At 71.6% G+C, this 16,822-nt stretch carries 16 protein-coding genes; 13 read left to right on the forward strand and 3 right to left on the reverse strand.

The genetic code is table 11. The features are described 5' to 3' along the window. Positions 1-88 precede the first annotated feature (88 nt). The 3 genes from IPQ09_01695 to IPQ09_01705 all read left to right on the forward strand — a co-directional run bounded on the left by IPQ09_01695 (position 89) and on the right by IPQ09_01705 (position 3,921). Positions 89-1,861 carry a peptidylprolyl isomerase gene (locus tag IPQ09_01695; protein MBL0192933.1) on the forward strand — a complete coding sequence of 591 codons (1,773 nt, stop codon included), beginning with the start codon at positions 89-91 and terminating at the stop codon, positions 1,859-1,861. Positions 1,862-1,898: 37 nt separating this feature from the next. Further along, the gene (locus tag IPQ09_01700; GenBank protein MBL0192934.1) at positions 1,899-3,188 is read left to right on the forward strand and encodes an insulinase family protein; all 1,290 of its coding nucleotides are present in this window, start codon (positions 1,899-1,901) and stop codon (positions 3,186-3,188) included. 268 nt (positions 3,189-3,456) lie between these two features. Then, complete coding sequence (locus IPQ09_01705) at positions 3,457-3,921, forward strand: hypothetical protein (protein ID MBL0192935.1); 465 nt, start codon at positions 3,457-3,459, stop codon at positions 3,919-3,921. 254 nt (positions 3,922-4,175) lie between these two features. On the opposite strand, the gene IPQ09_01710 is transcribed toward IPQ09_01705, so the two are convergent. Together IPQ09_01710 and IPQ09_01715 are read right to left on the reverse strand one after the other, a co-directional pair. Next, positions 4,176-5,099, reverse strand: coding sequence for an alpha/beta hydrolase (locus tag IPQ09_01710; protein MBL0192936.1), 924 nt, complete (start codon positions 5,097-5,099; stop codon positions 4,176-4,178). Positions 5,100-5,162: 63 nt separating this feature from the next. Further along, positions 5,163-6,677, reverse strand: a complete 1,515-nt coding sequence (locus IPQ09_01715) for a mechanosensitive ion channel family protein (GenBank protein ID MBL0192937.1) — start codon at positions 6,675-6,677, stop codon at positions 5,163-5,165. A 510-nt stretch (positions 6,678-7,187) separates the two neighbouring features. Between IPQ09_01715 and IPQ09_01720 the strand changes: the two genes are divergently transcribed. The 10 genes from IPQ09_01720 to IPQ09_01765 all read left to right on the forward strand — a co-directional run bounded on the left by IPQ09_01720 (position 7,188) and on the right by IPQ09_01765 (position 16,202). Then, the gene (locus IPQ09_01720; protein MBL0192938.1) at positions 7,188-7,631 is read left to right on the forward strand and encodes a hypothetical protein; all 444 of its coding nucleotides are present in this window, start codon (positions 7,188-7,190) and stop codon (positions 7,629-7,631) included. An 84-nt stretch (positions 7,632-7,715) separates the two neighbouring features. Further along, a complete protein-coding gene (locus tag IPQ09_01725) occupies positions 7,716-8,765 on the forward strand; it encodes a hypothetical protein (protein ID MBL0192939.1) in 1,050 nt (349 codons plus the stop codon). A gap of 38 nt (positions 8,766-8,803) precedes the next feature. After that, positions 8,804-9,469, forward strand: a complete 666-nt coding sequence (locus IPQ09_01730) for a glutathione S-transferase family protein (protein ID MBL0192940.1) — start codon at positions 8,804-8,806, stop codon at positions 9,467-9,469. Between the two features lie 44 nt (positions 9,470-9,513). Beyond that, the gene (locus IPQ09_01735) at positions 9,514-10,560 is read left to right on the forward strand and encodes an HlyD family efflux transporter periplasmic adaptor subunit (protein ID MBL0192941.1); all 1,047 of its coding nucleotides are present in this window, start codon (positions 9,514-9,516) and stop codon (positions 10,558-10,560) included. Further along, positions 10,557-11,540, forward strand: a complete 984-nt coding sequence (locus tag IPQ09_01740; GenBank protein ID MBL0192942.1) for an ABC transporter ATP-binding protein — start codon at positions 10,557-10,559, stop codon at positions 11,538-11,540. Before IPQ09_01735 ends, IPQ09_01740 begins: the two co-directional genes overlap by 4 nt. After that, a complete protein-coding gene (locus IPQ09_01745; protein ID MBL0192943.1) occupies positions 11,537-12,664 on the forward strand; it encodes an ABC transporter permease in 1,128 nt (375 codons plus the stop codon). Before IPQ09_01740 ends, IPQ09_01745 begins: the two co-directional genes overlap by 4 nt. Further along, positions 12,664-13,332: a TetR/AcrR family transcriptional regulator gene (locus tag IPQ09_01750; protein MBL0192944.1), complete on the forward strand. Its 669-nt coding sequence runs from the start codon at positions 12,664-12,666 to the stop codon at positions 13,330-13,332. The genes IPQ09_01745 and IPQ09_01750 overlap by 1 nt, the downstream gene beginning before the upstream one ends. 52 nt (positions 13,333-13,384) lie before the next feature. Next, on the forward strand, positions 13,385-14,530 hold the full coding sequence (locus tag IPQ09_01755; GenBank protein MBL0192945.1) for a hypothetical protein: 1,146 nt from the start codon (positions 13,385-13,387) through the stop codon (positions 14,528-14,530). 62 nt (positions 14,531-14,592) lie between these two features. Next, positions 14,593-15,306, forward strand: a complete 714-nt coding sequence (locus tag IPQ09_01760) for a dienelactone hydrolase family protein (GenBank protein MBL0192946.1) — start codon at positions 14,593-14,595, stop codon at positions 15,304-15,306. A 68-nt stretch (positions 15,307-15,374) separates the two neighbouring features. Next, positions 15,375-16,202 (forward strand): dienelactone hydrolase family protein, encoded by an 828-nt coding sequence (locus IPQ09_01765; protein ID MBL0192947.1) that lies wholly within the window; start codon positions 15,375-15,377, stop codon positions 16,200-16,202. Positions 16,203-16,241: 39 nt separating this feature from the next. Here IPQ09_01765 and IPQ09_01770 read toward each other — a convergent pair whose 3' ends face one another. Next, positions 16,242-16,796 carry a class I SAM-dependent methyltransferase gene (locus IPQ09_01770; protein ID MBL0192948.1) on the reverse strand — a complete coding sequence of 185 codons (555 nt, stop codon included), beginning with the start codon at positions 16,794-16,796 and terminating at the stop codon, positions 16,242-16,244. Between the last annotated feature and the right edge of the window lie 26 nt (positions 16,797-16,822).

The raw sequence follows: 16,822 nt of genomic DNA on the forward strand, positions 1-16,822 counted from the left end.
CGCGTTGGCGTCAGCGGCCGCGCGCGCGAGCCCCGCGCCGGGGGCCCAGTCTGGCGGGCGTTCATTTCAACGAGCGTCCGGCCGTGGTATGGCCCGCCTCCCCATGTTGGACCTCTTTCGCAAGCGCGGGCTCACGTCGGTCGTGTACGGCGCAATCATCGTCGCGACCATCCTCGTCTTCGTGATCGGCTTTCGCCCGAACTCTGGCCAGAAGCTCGGCTCGATCAAGGAAGAGTGCGTGGGCGAGGTCCACGGCTTCTGCATCGACCCGCGCACCCAGCGGGCCTCGTACCGGCTGCTCATCCCCCGCGGGAAGTCCGGCGAGATGCTCACGGCGCGCGCCGAGGGCATGGGGCTCGGCAAGATCTCGCTCGACGGCCTCATCGAGCGAGAGCTCTTCATCGCCGAGGCCCACCGCCTTGGCCTCAGCGTGAGCGACGAAGAGGTCACCGAGTCGATCTACAACGGCTTCATCTTGGTCAGCGTCCCCTCCGACAATCCGCAGCTCGGCTACACTCTCGGAGTTCGCGACGGCCGCATCAACCCTGGCCTGTACGGCGCGTTCCGCGATCCGAAGACCAAGCGCTTCGACACGAAGGTGTACGAGCGCACCGTCCGCTCGATGACGGGGCGCTCGCCCTCCGACTTCCGCGAGTGGCAGCAGCGCGAGCTGCTCGCCGCGCGCATGCGCGATCTCGTGCGTACGCCCGTGCGCGTGTCGGAGCAGGAGGGGTGGGACCGCTACCTCGAAGAGAAGTCCACCTCGGCCCTGAACTACGTCCACGTCCGCGCCACGTACATGGAGAAGTACGGCGTGACGGCGACCCCGGCCGACGTCGAGGCCTGGGCGAAGGACGCGACGAACGCCGCCACCGTCGAAGGCGCGACCATCCGCCACGTGCTCGTGAAGATCAGCAAGGGCGCGAAGGACGACGAGAAGGCCGCGGCGAAGGCTCGGCTGGAGAAGGCCATCGAGCGCATCAAGAAGGGCGAGGCCTTCGCCGACGTCGCCCGCGAGGTCTCGCAAGACCCCGGCAGCGCGATGCGCGGCGGCGACGTGGGCACCAAGACCGACGGGTTCGTCGAGCCCTTCAAGAAGGCCGCCGACGCCATCAAGGCCGGCGAGATGACGGGCGTGGTCGAGACGACCTACGGGTTCCACGTCATCCGCAAGGACGACGACGCGAAGGAGAAACGCAAGAAGGCGTATCTCAAGGCGAAGTCGCTCGAAGCCGCGAAGGACCTGGCCTCGAAAATCCACGCGAGCGTCAAGGGCGGGAAATCGGCCGAAGACGCCAGCCGCGAGGCCCTCGCCCCGCTCGTTGCCCTCGCGGCGAAGGCGCCCGCGCCCACGCCCACGCCCGCGCCCGCGCGCCCCGCCGGACCGAAGGACGCAGGGGCCGACGCCTCGACCAGCGGCGACGGCGGCGCGCCTCCGCCCAAGGCGCCTACCCCCGACACCGATCAGGAGCGACCGCAGCCCCTCACGGGCGCGTCGTTCAACCGCCAGGGCTCGCCCATCCCGGGCCTCTCGGGCGACACGGAGACCAAGGTCCGTTTGTTCGCGTTCGACGCGAAGGCGGGCGCGCTCATGGACGAGCCGCTCCGCGTCGACGACGGGTTCATGGTGGTGCTGATCCGCGAGCAGAAGCCCGTGACCCGCGCCGACTTCGACAAGGAGCGCGACACGTATATGGCGATGCTCCTGGCGGCCAAGCAGGCCGAGGCGCTCGCGCTCTACGCGAAGCGTCTTCGCGAGTCCGCCAAGGACGCCATCAAGACGCACACGGAGCTGATCGTCGGGCAGAAGCGCAAGGGCGACGCGGGCCCCGCGCCCGACGAAGAAGACGACGGCATGTGATGTGCGAGGTCCAGTGACGAGAGCTTTGCCACGCGCCTTGCCGCCGATTCCGTACGAGACCTTCACGCTCTCGAACGGGCTCGTCGGCGTCGTCGTCCCCCAGCCGAGCCTCCACCGCGCGCACGTGGCGCTCCACGTGCGCGTGGGGTCGCGCTTCGAGACGGCCGCGACCAACGGGCTCTCTCACTTCCTGGAGCACATGCTCTATCGAGGGACCTCCACGCTCCGCAGCGCGCACGAGGTGAACCTCGCGTTCGAGTCGCTCGGCAGCTTCCTCTACGCCGCGACCCACTCCGACTTCGGCGTGTTCTCGGTCACCCTCCCGCCCGAGAGCCTCGGGCCGGCGTGCCGACATTTCGGCGAGGTGCTCACGGGCCCGGCGTTCCTCGACATCGAGCTCGAGAAGGGCATCGTGTGCGAGGAAATCCTGGAAGATCTCGACGACGAAGGGCGCCAGGTCGACGCCGACAATCTCTCGCGAGAGCTCATCTTCGGCGCCGATCACCCGCTCGGCTTCACCATCACGGGCGACGAGGCGCGCGTGCGTTCGTTCGACCTCGCCATGCTGAAGGAGCACCACGCGCGGCACTACACGGCGGAGAACTCGGTGCTCTGCTTCTCCGGGAACGTCACGGTGGCCGAGGCCCGCGCGCTCGGCGAGGAGTGCTTCGCGGGGCTCGCGCGCGGCCCGCGGGTGGAGCCGGAGGCGTTCCGCCCCTCGCAGCGCAAGGCGCGCGTGAAGCTCGTGGAGAACATGGCGAGCCAGACCGAGCTCCGCATCTCGCTCCGCGCGTTCTCCGAGTCGAGCGCGGAGCGCCCCGCCATCGACACCATGATGCGGGTGCTTGACGACGGAATGTCCACGCGGCTCTACCACCGCATCTGCGACGCGCAGGGGCTCTGCTACGACGTCGGGGCCTCGTTCGATGGCTACGAAGACCAGGGCGTCATCGACTTCGCCGCGGGGACGCTCCACGCGCGCACCACCCAGGTGGCCGGGGAGATCCTCGCGCTGCTCCGCGAGCTCGCGGAGCACGGCCCCACCGACGCGGAGCTCGACAAGGCGCGCCGCCGGAACGCGTGGGACGTCGAGGCCATGCTCGACTCGCCCGAAGACATCGGCAGCTTCTATGCGGGCGGGATGCTGTTCCAGCGCTTCGAGACCCTGCACGATCGACTGGAACGAAACGCGGCGGTCACGCGCGAAGATGTGCGCGACGTGTGCGCGCGCCTCGCCGAGCCCGGACGCCTGAACGTGCTGGCGGTCGGCATCCTCGAGGGCGGCGAGGGCAAGCGGCTCTCACAGCTCGTCAAGGCGTTCCGCTAGAACGTGTATTCCACACGTGAACGTCCCGCGCTGCGAGACGCTAGCAGCTCGTGAGTCGCCCCGTTGCTTGCTCATGCGTGGTGCGCCGGCGCGCTTGCCGCGGGCGCGCGGCCTGCCAAAATGACCGCATGAGGACAGTCGGGCGGCGCGCGGCGGGCAGCGGGGATCGAGCGGGCCTCGACACGCTCGTGCTCCGCTTCGGCGGCGGCGCGCCGAAAGGTATCTTTCGCTACAAGACCCAGGAGGAGGCCAACGCACAGTGGGACGAATGGACGAGCGAACGCGTGCGGCGACGTATGAAGATGTGCTCCGAGTCGCCGCCCTCCTCGAGCGCGAAGGAGCCGAGTACGCGCTGATCGGCGGCTACGCCCTGGCACTTCAGGGCATCGTGCGCCTCACGGAGGACGTCGACATCCTCGTCGAGCCGACGGCCGAGAACGCGGAGCGGTGGGTGCGCGCGCTCTCGCAGCTCCCCGACGGCGCAGCGCTCGAGCTCGCGGGCGACACCACCGTGCACGAGGAGCCCTACGCCATCCGGGTGAACGACGAGTTCACGATCGACGTGATGAATTCGGCGTCGGGCTACACGTGGGCCGAGCTGCTGCCCTACCGGCGGCGCATCGACGGGATCAACGTGGTGTCGCTGGAAGGACTCCTGCTCATGAAGTCGCATGGTCGGCTGAAAGATCAGGCCGACGCCGAGGCGATCCGCCGCGCCCTCGCGGAGACGTAGCCCCGACAGGCGAGCTCGAGCCACGACGGCGAGGGCGGCGGGGCTCTCGCGGGGGAGTCGAGTCCAGCCGCCGGGAGCACGACTCCCCGAGTTTTCCGGCGCAGGGTCGCCTATGGATGACGATTCGACCGGCGGGGTGTCGAGGACCGCGAAACGCGACGAGGAGGTCGGCCTTCGGCTTCTTGGGTCCCAAGCCCGAAACGGACGCGGTTCGCATTTTTAGAGTCAAGCTCGCACATCTAGAGATGTGTACTCTACACGCGAACGTCCCGCGCAGGGCCCAAGAAGTCGACGAGCAGCGCGCTGACGGCGCCAGGCTCGGTCCAGTGGAGCATGTGCCCGGCCCCCGCCAGGGTCTCCCGTCGCACGGACGCGAAGCACGCGAGGCGATCGGACTCGTCAGGCGGCTGGAACCCGCTCGGGCCACCGTCGACGGAGAGCACCGGGCACGCGACCCGGCGCGCGAAGGCCTTGTAGGCCTCGACGTAGAACGGCATGGGCGAGAGCGTGCGATGGAGCGGATCGGCCAGCCACGACAGCACGCCGTCTTCGCCCACCCGCGCGAGCTCGGGCACGCGCCGCGCGAGGACCTCTGGCTTGACGCCGCTGTGGTTCTGGACAAGGCGCGCGAGCACGTCCTCGTGGGTGCCGACAGGCCGCGCGCTCGCTGTACGCGCGCGGCGCACGTCCTCGATCCAGCGCCGCATGCGGATGGGGGCCGTCTCGAACGGGTTGTCGAACGGCCCCGTGCCCTCGAGCAAGGCGAGCCGCTCGATCCGCTCGGGGAACGAGCCCGCGTAGAGGGTGGCGACGGTGCCCCCCATCGAGTGACCGACCACCGACACGCGGGGCGGCGCTTCGGAGGCGCTCGCGCGCGGCACGCACGCGTCGACGACGTCCGCGAGGTCGAAGACGTAGTCGGGGAAGTAGTAGTAGCCGCCCTCGGGCACGCGGGGCGCACGCCCGAAGCCGCGCTGGTGCGGCGCGAGCACGCGGAAGCCCGCGGCGACGAGCGACGGAGCGACTTCGCCCCAGGTGCCCGCGGCGTCCATGAAGCCATGGAGAAGCACCACCGTAGGGGGGGCCGACGCGACCTCGCCCTCGGGGGCGGCGGGCGCCCACTCGAGCACGGACTGAACGAGGTCGTTGGCCCGGATCGAGAGCTCGCGAGGGTTCATCGCCGACTTCCTAGCACCTCACCCCGAGAGCGCGCGCGTGGCGGGCCCACCCGGCCGCACGGATCACTCGGACGACCCGAAGAACGCGCGGATCTTCCCGAGGATCTCCGTGGAGCGGGCGTCGAGGTCGGCCTTCGCCTCGACCGGCAGCTCGAGCTGGCGCTCGTCGAGCTCGAGCTGCCGCTTGGCGAGCATCAGGCTGAGCCGCTCGACCAGCTCGGGGTGCGCCGTGAGGAGCGGCCTCAGGGCGTTGTGGCCGACCACGAGCAGCTCGCACTCTTGGGTCGCGCGGATCGTGGCTGCCCGCCGCGCCCCCGTCATGAGCGACATCTCGCCGAAGAACTGGTCCTTCCCAAGCCGCGCGATCTCGACAGGTCTCGTCCCCGCCAGCGACGCCTCGAGCAGCACGACGACCTCGCCCCGGAGGACCACGAAGAGGTCGTCGCCCGGATCGCCCTGGCGCAAGATGGTCTCGCCGGCCGCGTAGAGCCGGCTCGTGCAGCGGTCGGCGAGGGCGCGCAGCGCGTCGCTCGGGATGAGCGCGAAGAAGGCCACCGTCGCGAGCGCGGCCTCGCGCTCCCCCGCTCGCGCCGTGGCGAGCGCAGCGCGGGCCTCCTTGGACGTGTCGATCACGTGGAGGTCGCGCTGCGGGAACGGGATGGTGATGCCGGCGCGCCGGAACGCGTACCACACGTGCTCGCGCACGGCCGAGTCGGTCCACGTGGCGAGCGCGAAGGCGCGCGTGAAGTAATAGAGCGTGTAGAGCACGCCGCTGTCGCCGAACCCCGAGAGCACCACGCTCGGCGCGGGATCGGTCAGCGCGTCGGGGATGCCCTCGAGCGCCGAGAGCGCCACGGCCTTGACGCGCTCAGGCGGCGCGTCGTAGGCCGCGGACAGCTGGATCGAACGCCGAGACACGTCGGTGGGCTTCGTGAAATTGCGGATCGTGTGGCGAGCGAGCGCGCCGTTCGGCACGAGGATGTCCACCTCGTCGAGCGTGCGCAGCTTCGTCGCGCGCCAGCCGATCTCGAGGACGCGGCCGAGGCTGCCGTCGACCTCCACCCAGTCGCCCACGTTGAAGGCCTTCTGCGCCTGCACCGAGAGACCTGCGAAGACGTTGCCGAGCGTGTCTTGGAGGGCAAAGCCGACGACGGCCGAGAGCACGGCGCTGGTCGCGAAGAGCGACCCCATGTCGACCCCGCCGAGCCGCAGCGTCGCGAGCACCGCGAGGGCGTAGAGGAACGCCTGGAGCAGGTCCTCGAAGATCTTCGGCATCGGGGGGATGACGCGCTTCGTGAGGCTCGACTCCGAGACGAAGAGGCCCGCCCCGCGCGCGGTCGTCATCGTCAGCAAGAAGAGCGCCAGCAGCTCGAGGCGCGTCCGGAGGGAACCCACGGCGAGCGCCGCCCCGAGCGCCACCACGAGGTGGAGCGCGAAGAACGCGAGCGGAACGAGGAGCTTGCGGCGCGACCCCGGGGGCAGGGTCGCGGTCAGCACGACGAGCAGCAAGGCCGCGAGCGGCAGGAGCATGCCGTCGGCCGTCCAGAACGCACCGAGGGTGTCGAGCCGCTGAGCCACGTTTCGATGCCTAGCAGAGCCGGAGCAGCGCGTCCTGGGACGAGCGCAGCGGAGCGAGGGGAGCGCGTGCCACCCTGTGCCAGCAGGGGACTCGTTCGTTGAAATCGTTGACAAATTCAGCTGGAACGGTCGTTGCGTTATGCCTAGACATGCAAGCCCGAACGCGCCGCCCCGCCTCCGTCGCTCTCGTCGCTCTCGTCATGTTCACCACGCTCACCGCGGTCACGACCGCGCAAGCGGAGGAGGTGGAGCTCGCCCCTCCGGCTCCGGCCGCTCCCGTCGCTCCCGCCGTCGCTCCTATCGCTCCCACCGCGCTGCCCGCGCCCGCTACGATGGCAGCCGCGCCCACTCCGCCCGCCACCCCGGCCCCCCGCCGGCCCCGGCCGCGCCCCGGCCGCGCCCGTCGCGCCCGTCGCGCCGGCCATCTCGTTCCGCGCCTGCGCCGAGACGCCCCAAGGGTGCACGGCCGAGTCCCGCCCCAACGGGGGTTGGTACGGCTACCAGACGCTCGTGACCGACGCCGTCGCGGTGACGCTCGCGTTCGCCGCGGTGAAGCTCGGCCCTGTCGCGGGCGTCGCCTCGTTCGGCACGTACTTGCTTGGCGCGCCCATCGTGCACGCGGTCAACGGCCGCCCCGCGATGCTCGCGGCGAGCCTCGGCACACGGGTCGTGAGCCCGATCCTGGGCGCGGTCTCTGGCGCGGCGATCGGCGCGGCGGTGGACGGGTGCCGAGGTGGCGGCGACTACCTGTGCGGAGGCCCCATCGGGGGCGCGGCGATCGGCCTGCTGAGCGGGGTGACCGCCGCCGTGGTGCTCGACGCCGCGGTGTTCTCGCGGGTCCACCCCGAGGCGACCGCGCCCGCGCGCCAAGCGTGGGACGGCAAGCCCACGCTCGCGCCGACCATGGCGGCCAGCCCCACCGGCGGCACCGTCGGTCTCGGCGGGGTCTTCTGACCGGCCGCGCGCTTCGCCGACGGCTCCACGGACGGGCCACCGTATCCTCCACCGTGCACACATCTGACTTATGAAGGAATCGAGATGAAGCTCGCGACCCTGACGACCCTCGGCGCTCTGCTCTTGCTCACCCGCTTGGCGGCCGCGCAGCCAGTGACCGATCCGGGCGCGCCGCCGGCGCCCGCCGCGCCGCCCGCCGCCCCGGCCGCCCCCGGCCCCGCGAGCCCGGCCGCCTCGACGCCTCCTCCCGCGGCACCGGCGACGACGACGCCCGCTCCTGCGGCGGCAGCGCCACCGGCCGCGGCGGTTGCGCCTGCGTCTCCCTCCACCGAGTTGCCCCCGGCGGAACCTTCCGCGCCGCCCGCGAGCGCGCAAAAGAACGACCTCCCGTCGAGCCTCCGAGGCAGGTTCGGGCTCGACACCGCGTCGTTCACCGACGGCGACGACGCGCTCTCGGTGATCGCGCTGCGCTTGCTCGCGTCGGTGCCGGTCTCTCAGCGAGTGGCCCTCGACGCGCGGCTCCCGCTCGGCCTCGGGATCGACAACTCCACGGCCGCGGTGCTCGGCAACCTCATGCTCGGCGCCCACGCGACGCTGCCGATCGGCACCTCGACCTGGATCTCGGTCGGCGGCGCCCTCGGCGTGCCGCTGCTCTCGGGCCGCACCCAGCGGAGCCAGGCCTACGCGGCGGCCCAGGTCCCGAGCGCGATGTGGAACCTCCACGAGTACACCCCGTCGACGGTGCCCATCGAGCTCCGGGCGGCGCTCGAGCACGTGTGGTCGCCCATCAGCCTCCGGGCCGAGCTCGTCCCCGTGGTGATGGCGCCGCTCGGTCGCAATGATCAGGTCGAGGTCGCGATCCTGCACGCCGGCGAGGTGGAGATCGGCGGAGTGGTCGCCGGCGGCCTGCGCCTGCAGGGCGTGGCGCTGCCTACCTTCGCCGAGCTCGAGAACACCACGTTCGCGGCCCGGTCCTCGTACCAGGCGGCGTTTGAGCCGTTCCTCGCCGTGCAGAAGCCCGGCTACTATCTGCGGGCGGGGTTCATGCTGCCGCTGAGCAACCCGCTCGGGTACTCGAGCACGGGCCTTGGCACCTACGGCGTGCGCCTCGCCGCGGGCGTCCACCTCGACTGAGGTCGCGCTCGCGGCCGCCCGGCGTGGTACGAGCGACCATGGCGATCGAGATCTTTTGGGGAAGTGGCAGCGGTCCGTCGTGGCGGGTGCTCCTCGCGCTCGCGGTGAAGGGCGTGCCGTACGAGTCGCGGCTGCTGTCGTTCTCGAAGGGAGAGCACAGATCCGCCGAGATCGTGGCGATGAACCCGCGGGGGAAGGTGCCGGTCCTGCGCGACGGCGCGTTCTCGCTGAGCGAGTCACTCGCCATCCTGACCTACCTCGATCGGCGCTTCCCCTCACCGCCGCTCTTCGGCGAGACGCCGGAAGAGGCCGGGCAAATCCTGCGCGCGATCATGAACCACGAGTGCTACGCGCTCGCGGCGCTCGCGGCGTTCAGCCGGCCGCTATTGTTCAACCGCCTCGACGCCCAGCGCGATCAGGTGCTGCTCGCGATCGACGGCGCCCGGGCGGAGCTGTCCGCGCTCGAGGCCGACCTCGAGTCGCGCGCGTTCCTCATCACCGAGGCGCTCTCGGCCGCCGACCTGTTCGTTTACCCGCAGGTCAAGACCTTCGAGCGCGCCCTCGGGAAGCCGGGGGCCGACACGCTCGACCACGAGCTCGGCCCATTCTCCGCGGTGTTTCCCCGCATCGCCGCGTGGTGCGGGCGCATCGAGGCGCTCCCGGGCTACGACGCCACGTTCCCGCCCCACTGGCGCGAAGGCTGAGCTCGCGGCTTGCCCTGGCCGGGTGGCCGGGTATTCTTGGTCGTATGATAAAGAACGCCGCGGCCCTGCTGCTCGCGTTCGCCGCCGTCGGGTGCGCGAAGCGCAGCGAGCCGCCTCCGGGCTACCAGGGCGTCGTCGAGCTCGATGAGCGCGTGGTCGCCGCGGAGGTGTCCGGCCGCGTCACGCGCGTCGCTGTGCACCGGGGCGATCCGGCAGCCAGCGGAGCGCTCCTCGCCACCCTCGACGACTCGCTAGCCCGGCTCGCCCGCGACGCGCGCGCCCACGAGGCCGAGGCGGCGCGCGCCGAGCTCGCGCTCCTCCGCGCGGGGGCACGACGCGAGGACCTCGGTTCGCTCGCGGCGCAAGCGCGAGCCGCCGCGGCGTCGCAGGCGTGGCTCGCGAAGAACGTCGAACGCGCGCGCGCGCTGCGCGACGCAGGGGCCGTGCCCGAGGGAGAGCTCGATCGCGCCGAGGCCGAGCTCGCGCGGAGCACGGCGGAGCACCAGGCCCTCGAGCAGCGCGTCGCCGGGGCGCGCGCGGGTGCCAGGCCACAGGAGCTCGCGCGCGCCGCCGAACGGGTCGCGGCGCTCGAGGCGACGCTGGCCCTCGAGGACGCGCGCCTCGCTCGCTACTCCGTGCGGTCAGGGAGCGCGGGCGGGAGCGCGGGCGGGGGCGAGGGCGGGGGCGACGCGGGCGCGGCGGACGCGACGCCGTCCGTGAGCTCCGGCGCCGACACGGGCGCGGCGATGGTCGTGCTCGAGACCCACGTGGAGCCAGGCGAGCTCGCCGGCGTGGGGGCGCCCATCGCGACGCTCGGCGACACGCTCCACCCGTACGTCGACGTGTTCGTGCCTCAGGCGAAGCTCGGCCCCCTCCGCGCAGGTCACCGCGGCACGCTCCGCGTCGACGCCTCGACGGAGGCGTTCCCCTGCGCGGTCGAGCACGTCTCGCGCGCCACCGAGTTCACGCCCCGCTTTCTCTTCAGCGAGCGCGAGCGCGCGAACCTCGTGGTGCGGGTGCGCGTGCGGGTCGACGACCCCGCGCGACGGCTCCACGCCGGCGTGCCCGCGTTCGTGGAGCTTCTGCCATGACCGCCGCGGAGGCGCCTGCTCACCCTGGGGACGTCATCATCCACACCGAGCACCTCGCCCGTCGGTTCGGCGCGCTCGTGGCGGTGCGCGACATCTCGCTCGACGTCCACCGCGGCGAGATCTTCGGGGTGCTCGGGCCCAACGGCGCGGGCAAGTCGACGACCATCCGCATGCTCTGCGGCATCCTCGACCCCACGGGAGGCAAGGGCACCGTCGTCGGCTTCGACATCGCGCGGGAGTCGGAGCGCATCAAGGAGCGCATCGGCTACATGACCCAGCGCTTCAGCCTCTACGAGGACCTGACCGTCAGCGAAAACCTGAGGTTTTACGCGGGCATCTACGGCGTTCCGCTCTTCAAACGCCGCGCGAGGGTCGACGAGGTGCTCGGCCTCACGGGCCTCACGGCGCGGCGCTCGCAGCTCGCCGGGACGCTCTCTGGGGGGTGGAAGCAGCGCGTCGCGCTCGCGTGCGCGACCATCCACGCGCCGCAGCTCCTCTTCCTGGACGAGCCGACCGCCGGCGTCGATCCCGTGAGCCGCCGCGCGTTCTGGGACCAGATCCATCAGCTCTCCGCCGAGGGCACGACCGTCCTCTTGACGACGCACTACATGGACGAGGCCGAGCGCTGTCACCGCCTGTCCTTCATTTTCCGCGGTGCCCTCCTCGACGTCGGCACCCCCGGGCAGATCGTGGAGCGGCGAGCGCTCCGCGTGGTCGAGATTGAGATCGCGCGCGCGACCGAGGTGGCGGCCGCGCTCCGGCGGCGCCCGGAGGTCGAGGAGGTGGCGCACTACGGCCACGTGCTGCGCGTGGCCACCCGCGACGGCGCCGATCCCGAAGACGTCGCGCGCGAGGTCGCCGCCAGTGTGGGCGCGGAGCTCTCCGCGGCGCGCCCGGCGCGCGTGACGGTCGAGGACGCGTTCGTGGCGATGGTGCGGGCCGACGAGGCGAGCTCGGCGGGCGGGGCAGAGGCGTCATGAGGGGGCGGGCGCTCGTCATCGCGTGGAAGGAGCTGCTCCAGCTCCGACGCGATCGCCTCACCCTCGCGATGATGATCGTGCTGCCCGTCGCGCAGCTCTTGCTCTTCGGGTACGCGATCAACACCGACGTCCGCCACATCCCCACCGTGGTCTTCGACCAAGACCGCTCCGCCGCCTCGCGTGACCTCGCGAGGAGCATGCAGGCTACAGGTTTCTACGATCTCGTCGGGGAGGTGGGCAGCTACGAGGAGATCGATCGCGCGATGCGCTCGGGTCAGGCGCGGATCGGCCTGGTCGTACCTGCGCGCTTCGCCTCCGACGTCACGCGGGGCAAGCCTACGTCCGTCCAGCTCGTGGTCGACGGGTCTGACCCACAGATCGTGGCGAGCGGCCTCAACACGGCGAGCTCGCTCGTGCTCGCGCGCTCGAGCCGCGTCTTGGTCACGCGCCTCGGACGCGCCGGCGCGCCGCTCGCGGGCGAGCCGATGCGCCTCGAGCCGCTCACGCTCTACAACCCCGACCTCCGGACGGCCGTCTTCGTGGTGCCGGGCCTCGTGGGCGTAATCTTGACGATGACGATGGTCATGCTGACGGCGATGGCCCTCGCCCGCGAGCGCGAGCGCGGCACCCTCGAGCAGCTCATCGTGTCGCCCGTGAAGAAGCTCGAGCTGGTGGTAGGGAAGATCCTCCCCTACATCGGCATCGGCTACGTGCAGATGAGCCTCATCCTCGCCGCGGGCCACTTCGTCTTCGCCGTGCCCATCGTGGGCTCGCTCCCCCTGCTTTACGCGCTCGCCTCCCTGTTCATCGCCGCGAACCTCGCGCTCGGTCTGTTCTTCTCCACGTTGGCGAAGACGCAGCAGCAAGCCATGCAGATGTCCTTCTTCTTCATCCTCCCGAACATCCTCCTGTCGGGCTTCATGTTCCCCTTCGAGGCCATGCCGCGCCCCGCGCAGTGGATCGCGCAGGGCCTCCCGCTCACACATTTTCTGCGTATCGTGCGCGGGATCGTCCTGAAAGGGAGCACGTTCCCCGACCTGCTGGGCGAGCTCGTCTGGCTCGCCTGCATCCTCTCCGCGCTGGTCGCGCTCGCGTCGGCGCGCTTCTCCAAGAAGCTCGGGTGATGGGGCGCCCGAGGAGCGACATCGGCCCCCGCATCGTCCACGCGGCGCGCGAGAGGTTCCTCGCGGAGGGCGTGGACGGCGCCTCCCTGCGGACGATCGCCGCCGACGCCAAGACCAGCGTCGGGATGGTCTACTACTACTTCCCGACGAAGGACGACCTCTTCCTCGCGGTCGTCGAGGAGGTGTACGGCGCCCTGCTCCGCGACCTCGAGGAGGCCATTTTGTCGGCGGCCACGGTCGAAGCGCGACTGCGCCGCGCCTCGACCCGCATCGGCGGCGCGAGCGCGCTCGAGCTCGACGTCGTGCGCTTGGTCCTCCGCGAGGCACTGGTCCCGTCCTCCCGCCTCGACCGGCTCTTCGCGCGGTTCACGACCGGGCACATCGCGCTGCTCGCGGGGACGCTCCGCGAGGGGGTCGCGGAGGGCGCGGTCGACGCGACCGTTCCGCCGCCTCTCCTGCTGCTCTCCACCCTCGCGATGGTGGCCCTGCCTCAGCTCCTCGTGCGGGCGATGGGCGAACGGGCCCCCGCGCTCGTCGGCCTTCCCAAAGGCGACGAGCTCGCCGAGCACTTGGTCCGGCTGCTCCTGCACGGGATCGCGCCCGGCGCCGCCGTGGCCAGCCCGCCGCCCGCGCGCGCCGCGCCTCGCCGACGCCGGAGACCGGGGTAGCTCACGCTACTCCGCGCTTGCATCCGCCGCGTGACCCTGTTCCGCTCGAGGTATGCACCCTTGGCTCCGCGCGCGCGCCGCGCTCCCCAGCTTTGCCTTGCTTGCAGCCCTCACCGCCTGCGGTGACTCGACGCCACCGCCGCGAAGCCCGAGCGACGCTCCGGGAGAAGCGCGGGGGAAGCCCGGCAAGAAGAAGAGCCTCACCGACGAGGTCGTGTTCACCGATCAGGACTCGCCGCCGTCGAAGGGGTCCCCCACGCCCGCGCCCACGAGCCGGCTGGCCCCTCCGCCCACGCCTCCGCCTACGCCAGCGCCCACTCCCGCGCCGTCGGGCACCTGGATGCCTGGAAAGTACATGACGGAGGCCGTCGGCCTCGTCGCGGGCGCCGCCTCACGCCTCGACGCGCGCTCGAACTACGGCTTCAGCGTGGAGCACTCCGCCATCCTTGGCGCCTTCGTGCGGCAAGGGCAGAAGATCAGCATGCGCCAGAGCTTCCTCAAGGCGCACGAGTACGTGCTCCTCGGGGGCGGCTCGTCCGGCGCGGAGGACGTCGACCTCGCCATCGTCGACGCGAACGGCAACCCGGTCGCGGCCGACATCAGCGCCGACGCGACCCCGGTCGTGAAGTTCCGTCCCCCGGCGGACGGCACCTACGAGATCCGGCTCGTGCTCTCGAAGTCGCGCACGGGCGGCAACTTCGTCGCGGTCGCCACCATGCGCACGGGGGGGTATTCGGTGCCGCGCGACACCATCGTGGCGTCCTTCTCGAAGGCGCTGAACGGCGCGACCCGCGTCGCGGGCAACGACGCCATCCGCGCCCGCGGCGGCCTGGTCTTCCACGAGGAGCAGAACTGGTCTTTTTACGCCACGGTGCTGAAGCCGCGCGAGAAGACGGCCTTCAGCGGACTTCGCTTCGTGAAGAGCCCGACCATCGTGCTGGCCGGCGGCGACACGCACTCGACCAACATCGACCTCGCGGTCGAGGACATGAACACCCAGGCGATGGTCGCGAAGGACGTCGCGCCCGATCCGATGCCGCTCGTGGTGGTAAACTCGGTCGACCCTTCGCACCGGTACCGGGTGCACGTGGAGAACGTGGCGGGCAACGGCCCCTCGCTCGTGACCATGCTGGTGCTCGATACGGGCAACAGCGGGCCCCCGAGCGGCGGCGGCACCACCCTCGCGGCGCCGCGCTGAGCGAGCCGCGGCGCGAAGGCTCGCTCGCGAACCGCGCGGCGAGCCTCGGGCTGCTCGCCACCTTGATGATGGGCGGCGCGGCCTGCCGAGGCGACGGGACCACCAAGGCGAAGCGCGCCGAGCTCGCCCCGGCGCCCGGAGACATGAAGCGCCTCCCCAACGCCGGCGCGGGCGAAGACGCACCCCTGGTGTTCGGAGTGCACGGGCGCGGCGACACGCCCGAGAGTTTCTCGGACCTGTTCCACGCATACGGCACGCGCGCGCTGTTCTACTTCCCCCGCGCCCCCGCGCCGTACGGGGAGGGGTTCACGTGGTTCGACCTCGCCCATGGCATGGACGAGGCGACGGTGGGCGCCAACGTCGCGGCCGCCGCGGAGGCGCTGCGCGTGCGCCTCGAACGGGTCGCGCGGGGACGACGCTACGTCGTGGTCGGCTTCTCGCAGGGCGGCTTCCTCGCCTACGCCCTCGCGGCGCGGTTCCCAGGGGAGCTCGCGTGCGCGCTACCGATCGCGGGCGCGCTGCCGACCTCGCTCCGCCCCACGCAGCGACGCACGGGCCCTGACCGCGCCACGCTCCCCGCCCTCTTCGCGTTCCATGGCGCGTCCGATCCGCTCGTCGACGTCGCCTGGGACCGCGCCTCCGCCGAGAGCTTCCGGGCCGCCGGCGGCGAGGTCACGCTCCGCGAGTACCCGGGCCTCGGCCACCGCACGACGCCCGCGCTCCGCGCGGAGCTCTACGCCGCGCTCGACGGGTGCCTCGCGCGGCTCGGTCGCTGAGGGCACCCCGCGCGCGTCCGCTCACCGCGGCGATGTGCAGCGAGTCGCACACCCCGTACACTCGCGACATGGTACGGCGCGCCCCGAGGTCCCTCTCCGGTCAGGTTTCGCGGCATGTCTCGCGGCATGTCTCTCGGTGCCTCGCGACCTTCGGCCTGCTCGGGCTCGGGCTTGGGGCCCTCACCGTGACGCCGGCCTGTCGCACGCAGTCCGGCCCCGACGGCGAGGCGACCGCGAAGAAGACGCCACGCCCCGAGGTGCGCGCCTTCACGGCCGAGGGCACCGAGCTGTTCGAGAGCTTCCTGAACGACGCGCCGGACGACGCGCCCATCGTCGTCGCCATCCACGGCAGGGGCGACTCGCCGAAGAACTTCCGCGAGCTCTACCGGCGGTTCGGGGGCAAGGTGCACCTCCTCGTGCCGAAGGCCTACGCTCCGTTCCACACGGGCTTCTCGTGGTTCGACCTCCGCGAAGGGATGACCGACGCGGAGCTCGGTGCGAGCGTGGGCGCTGCGCTCGAGCGGCTCCACCGCGCCGTGGCCTCGGTCGTCGGCGGCAAGCGCTACATCGTGACGGGGTTCTCTCAGGGCGGAATTCTCTCGTACGGCTTCGCCTCCCGCTACGCGGCCGAGGTGAGGTGTGCGCTGCCGGTCGCGGGCTCCTTGCCCGGTCCGCTGCTCCCGGGCCCAAAACAGCAGGCCGCAAAGACGCGCGCGTTCCACGGAGACGCGGACGACGTCATCGCCGTCAAGTGGGGATTTGCCACGGTAGAAACGTTCCAGCGAGAGGGCGCCGACGCTCGCCTCACGACGTACCCCGGACTCGGTCACTCCATCAGCGACGGGCTCCTGTCGGACTACTTCGCGGCCCTCACCGAGTGCGTCGGCGCGCCCTGACGATCGTCTCGTCGCCGTGAGCCCGCGGGCGCGAAGGGCTCAGGTCGGCTCGAGCCAGTAGATCGACCTCGGCCCACGCCGCACGGTGAGCCCACGCGAGCCCGCGAAGGCGTCGACCGCCGCGCACAGCGCGGGGTGCTTCGGCGAATAGTCGTGGCCGGCGAGCCGCCCGTCGGGGCGCAGGCACGCGGACCACACGACCAAGTCCTCGGCGACGCTCGCCTCGTCGTGGCTGCCGTCGAGGAAGACGCGGTCGACGCTCGAGGGCCCGAGCGTCGCCGCCGCGGTCGCCGACGAGGTCGCGAGCACGCACACCGGGATGCCGAGCGACGCCATGTTCGCGCGAAACGTCGCCTCGACGTCCTCCACCGCGAGCGCGGAGTCGTAGCGCGCGCGGAGGCCGTCGCGGGAGCCGCTCCACGCATCGACGCAGACCAGGCGCGTGCCGTTCGCCTCGCAGATCTTGCCGATGAACGAGGCACTTCGCCCCTTCCACGAGCCGACCTCCACGAACGTGCCGCCGACGAGCCCGCGCGCGAAGCGGGCATACCATCGGCCCTCGTCCTCGGAGAACCAGCCCTCGATTCCCTTCACTCCGCGCTCACCTCCATGAGCGACGC

It is taken from the genome of Myxococcales bacterium (genome assembly GCA_016720545.1).
In the GTDB taxonomy this organism is placed as follows: Bacteria; Myxococcota_A; Polyangia; order Polyangiales; family Polyangiaceae; genus JAAFHV01.

Coding starts and splice junctions, on each gene's coding strand:
- IPQ09_01695 (MBL0192933.1), top strand. CDS start 89: ATGGCCCGCCTCCCCATGTTGGACCTCTTTCGCAAGCGCGGGCTCACG.
- IPQ09_01705 (MBL0192935.1), top strand. CDS start 3,457: ATGGACGAGCGAACGCGTGCGGCGACGTATGAAGATGTGCTCCGAGTC.
- IPQ09_01710 (MBL0192936.1), bottom strand. CDS start 5,099: ATGAACCCTCGCGAGCTCTCGATCCGGGCCAACGACCTCGTTCAGTCC.
- IPQ09_01725 (MBL0192939.1), top strand. CDS start 7,716: ATGAAGCTCGCGACCCTGACGACCCTCGGCGCTCTGCTCTTGCTCACC.
- IPQ09_01730 (MBL0192940.1), top strand. CDS start 8,804: ATGGCGATCGAGATCTTTTGGGGAAGTGGCAGCGGTCCGTCGTGGCGG.
- IPQ09_01735 (MBL0192941.1), top strand. CDS start 9,514: ATGATAAAGAACGCCGCGGCCCTGCTGCTCGCGTTCGCCGCCGTCGGG.
- IPQ09_01740 (MBL0192942.1), top strand. CDS start 10,557: ATGACCGCCGCGGAGGCGCCTGCTCACCCTGGGGACGTCATCATCCAC.
- IPQ09_01745 (MBL0192943.1), top strand. CDS start 11,537: ATGAGGGGGCGGGCGCTCGTCATCGCGTGGAAGGAGCTGCTCCAGCTC.
- IPQ09_01750 (MBL0192944.1), top strand. CDS start 12,664: ATGGGGCGCCCGAGGAGCGACATCGGCCCCCGCATCGTCCACGCGGCG.
- IPQ09_01755 (MBL0192945.1), top strand. CDS start 13,385: ATGCACCCTTGGCTCCGCGCGCGCGCCGCGCTCCCCAGCTTTGCCTTG.
- IPQ09_01765 (MBL0192947.1), top strand. CDS start 15,375: ATGGTACGGCGCGCCCCGAGGTCCCTCTCCGGTCAGGTTTCGCGGCAT.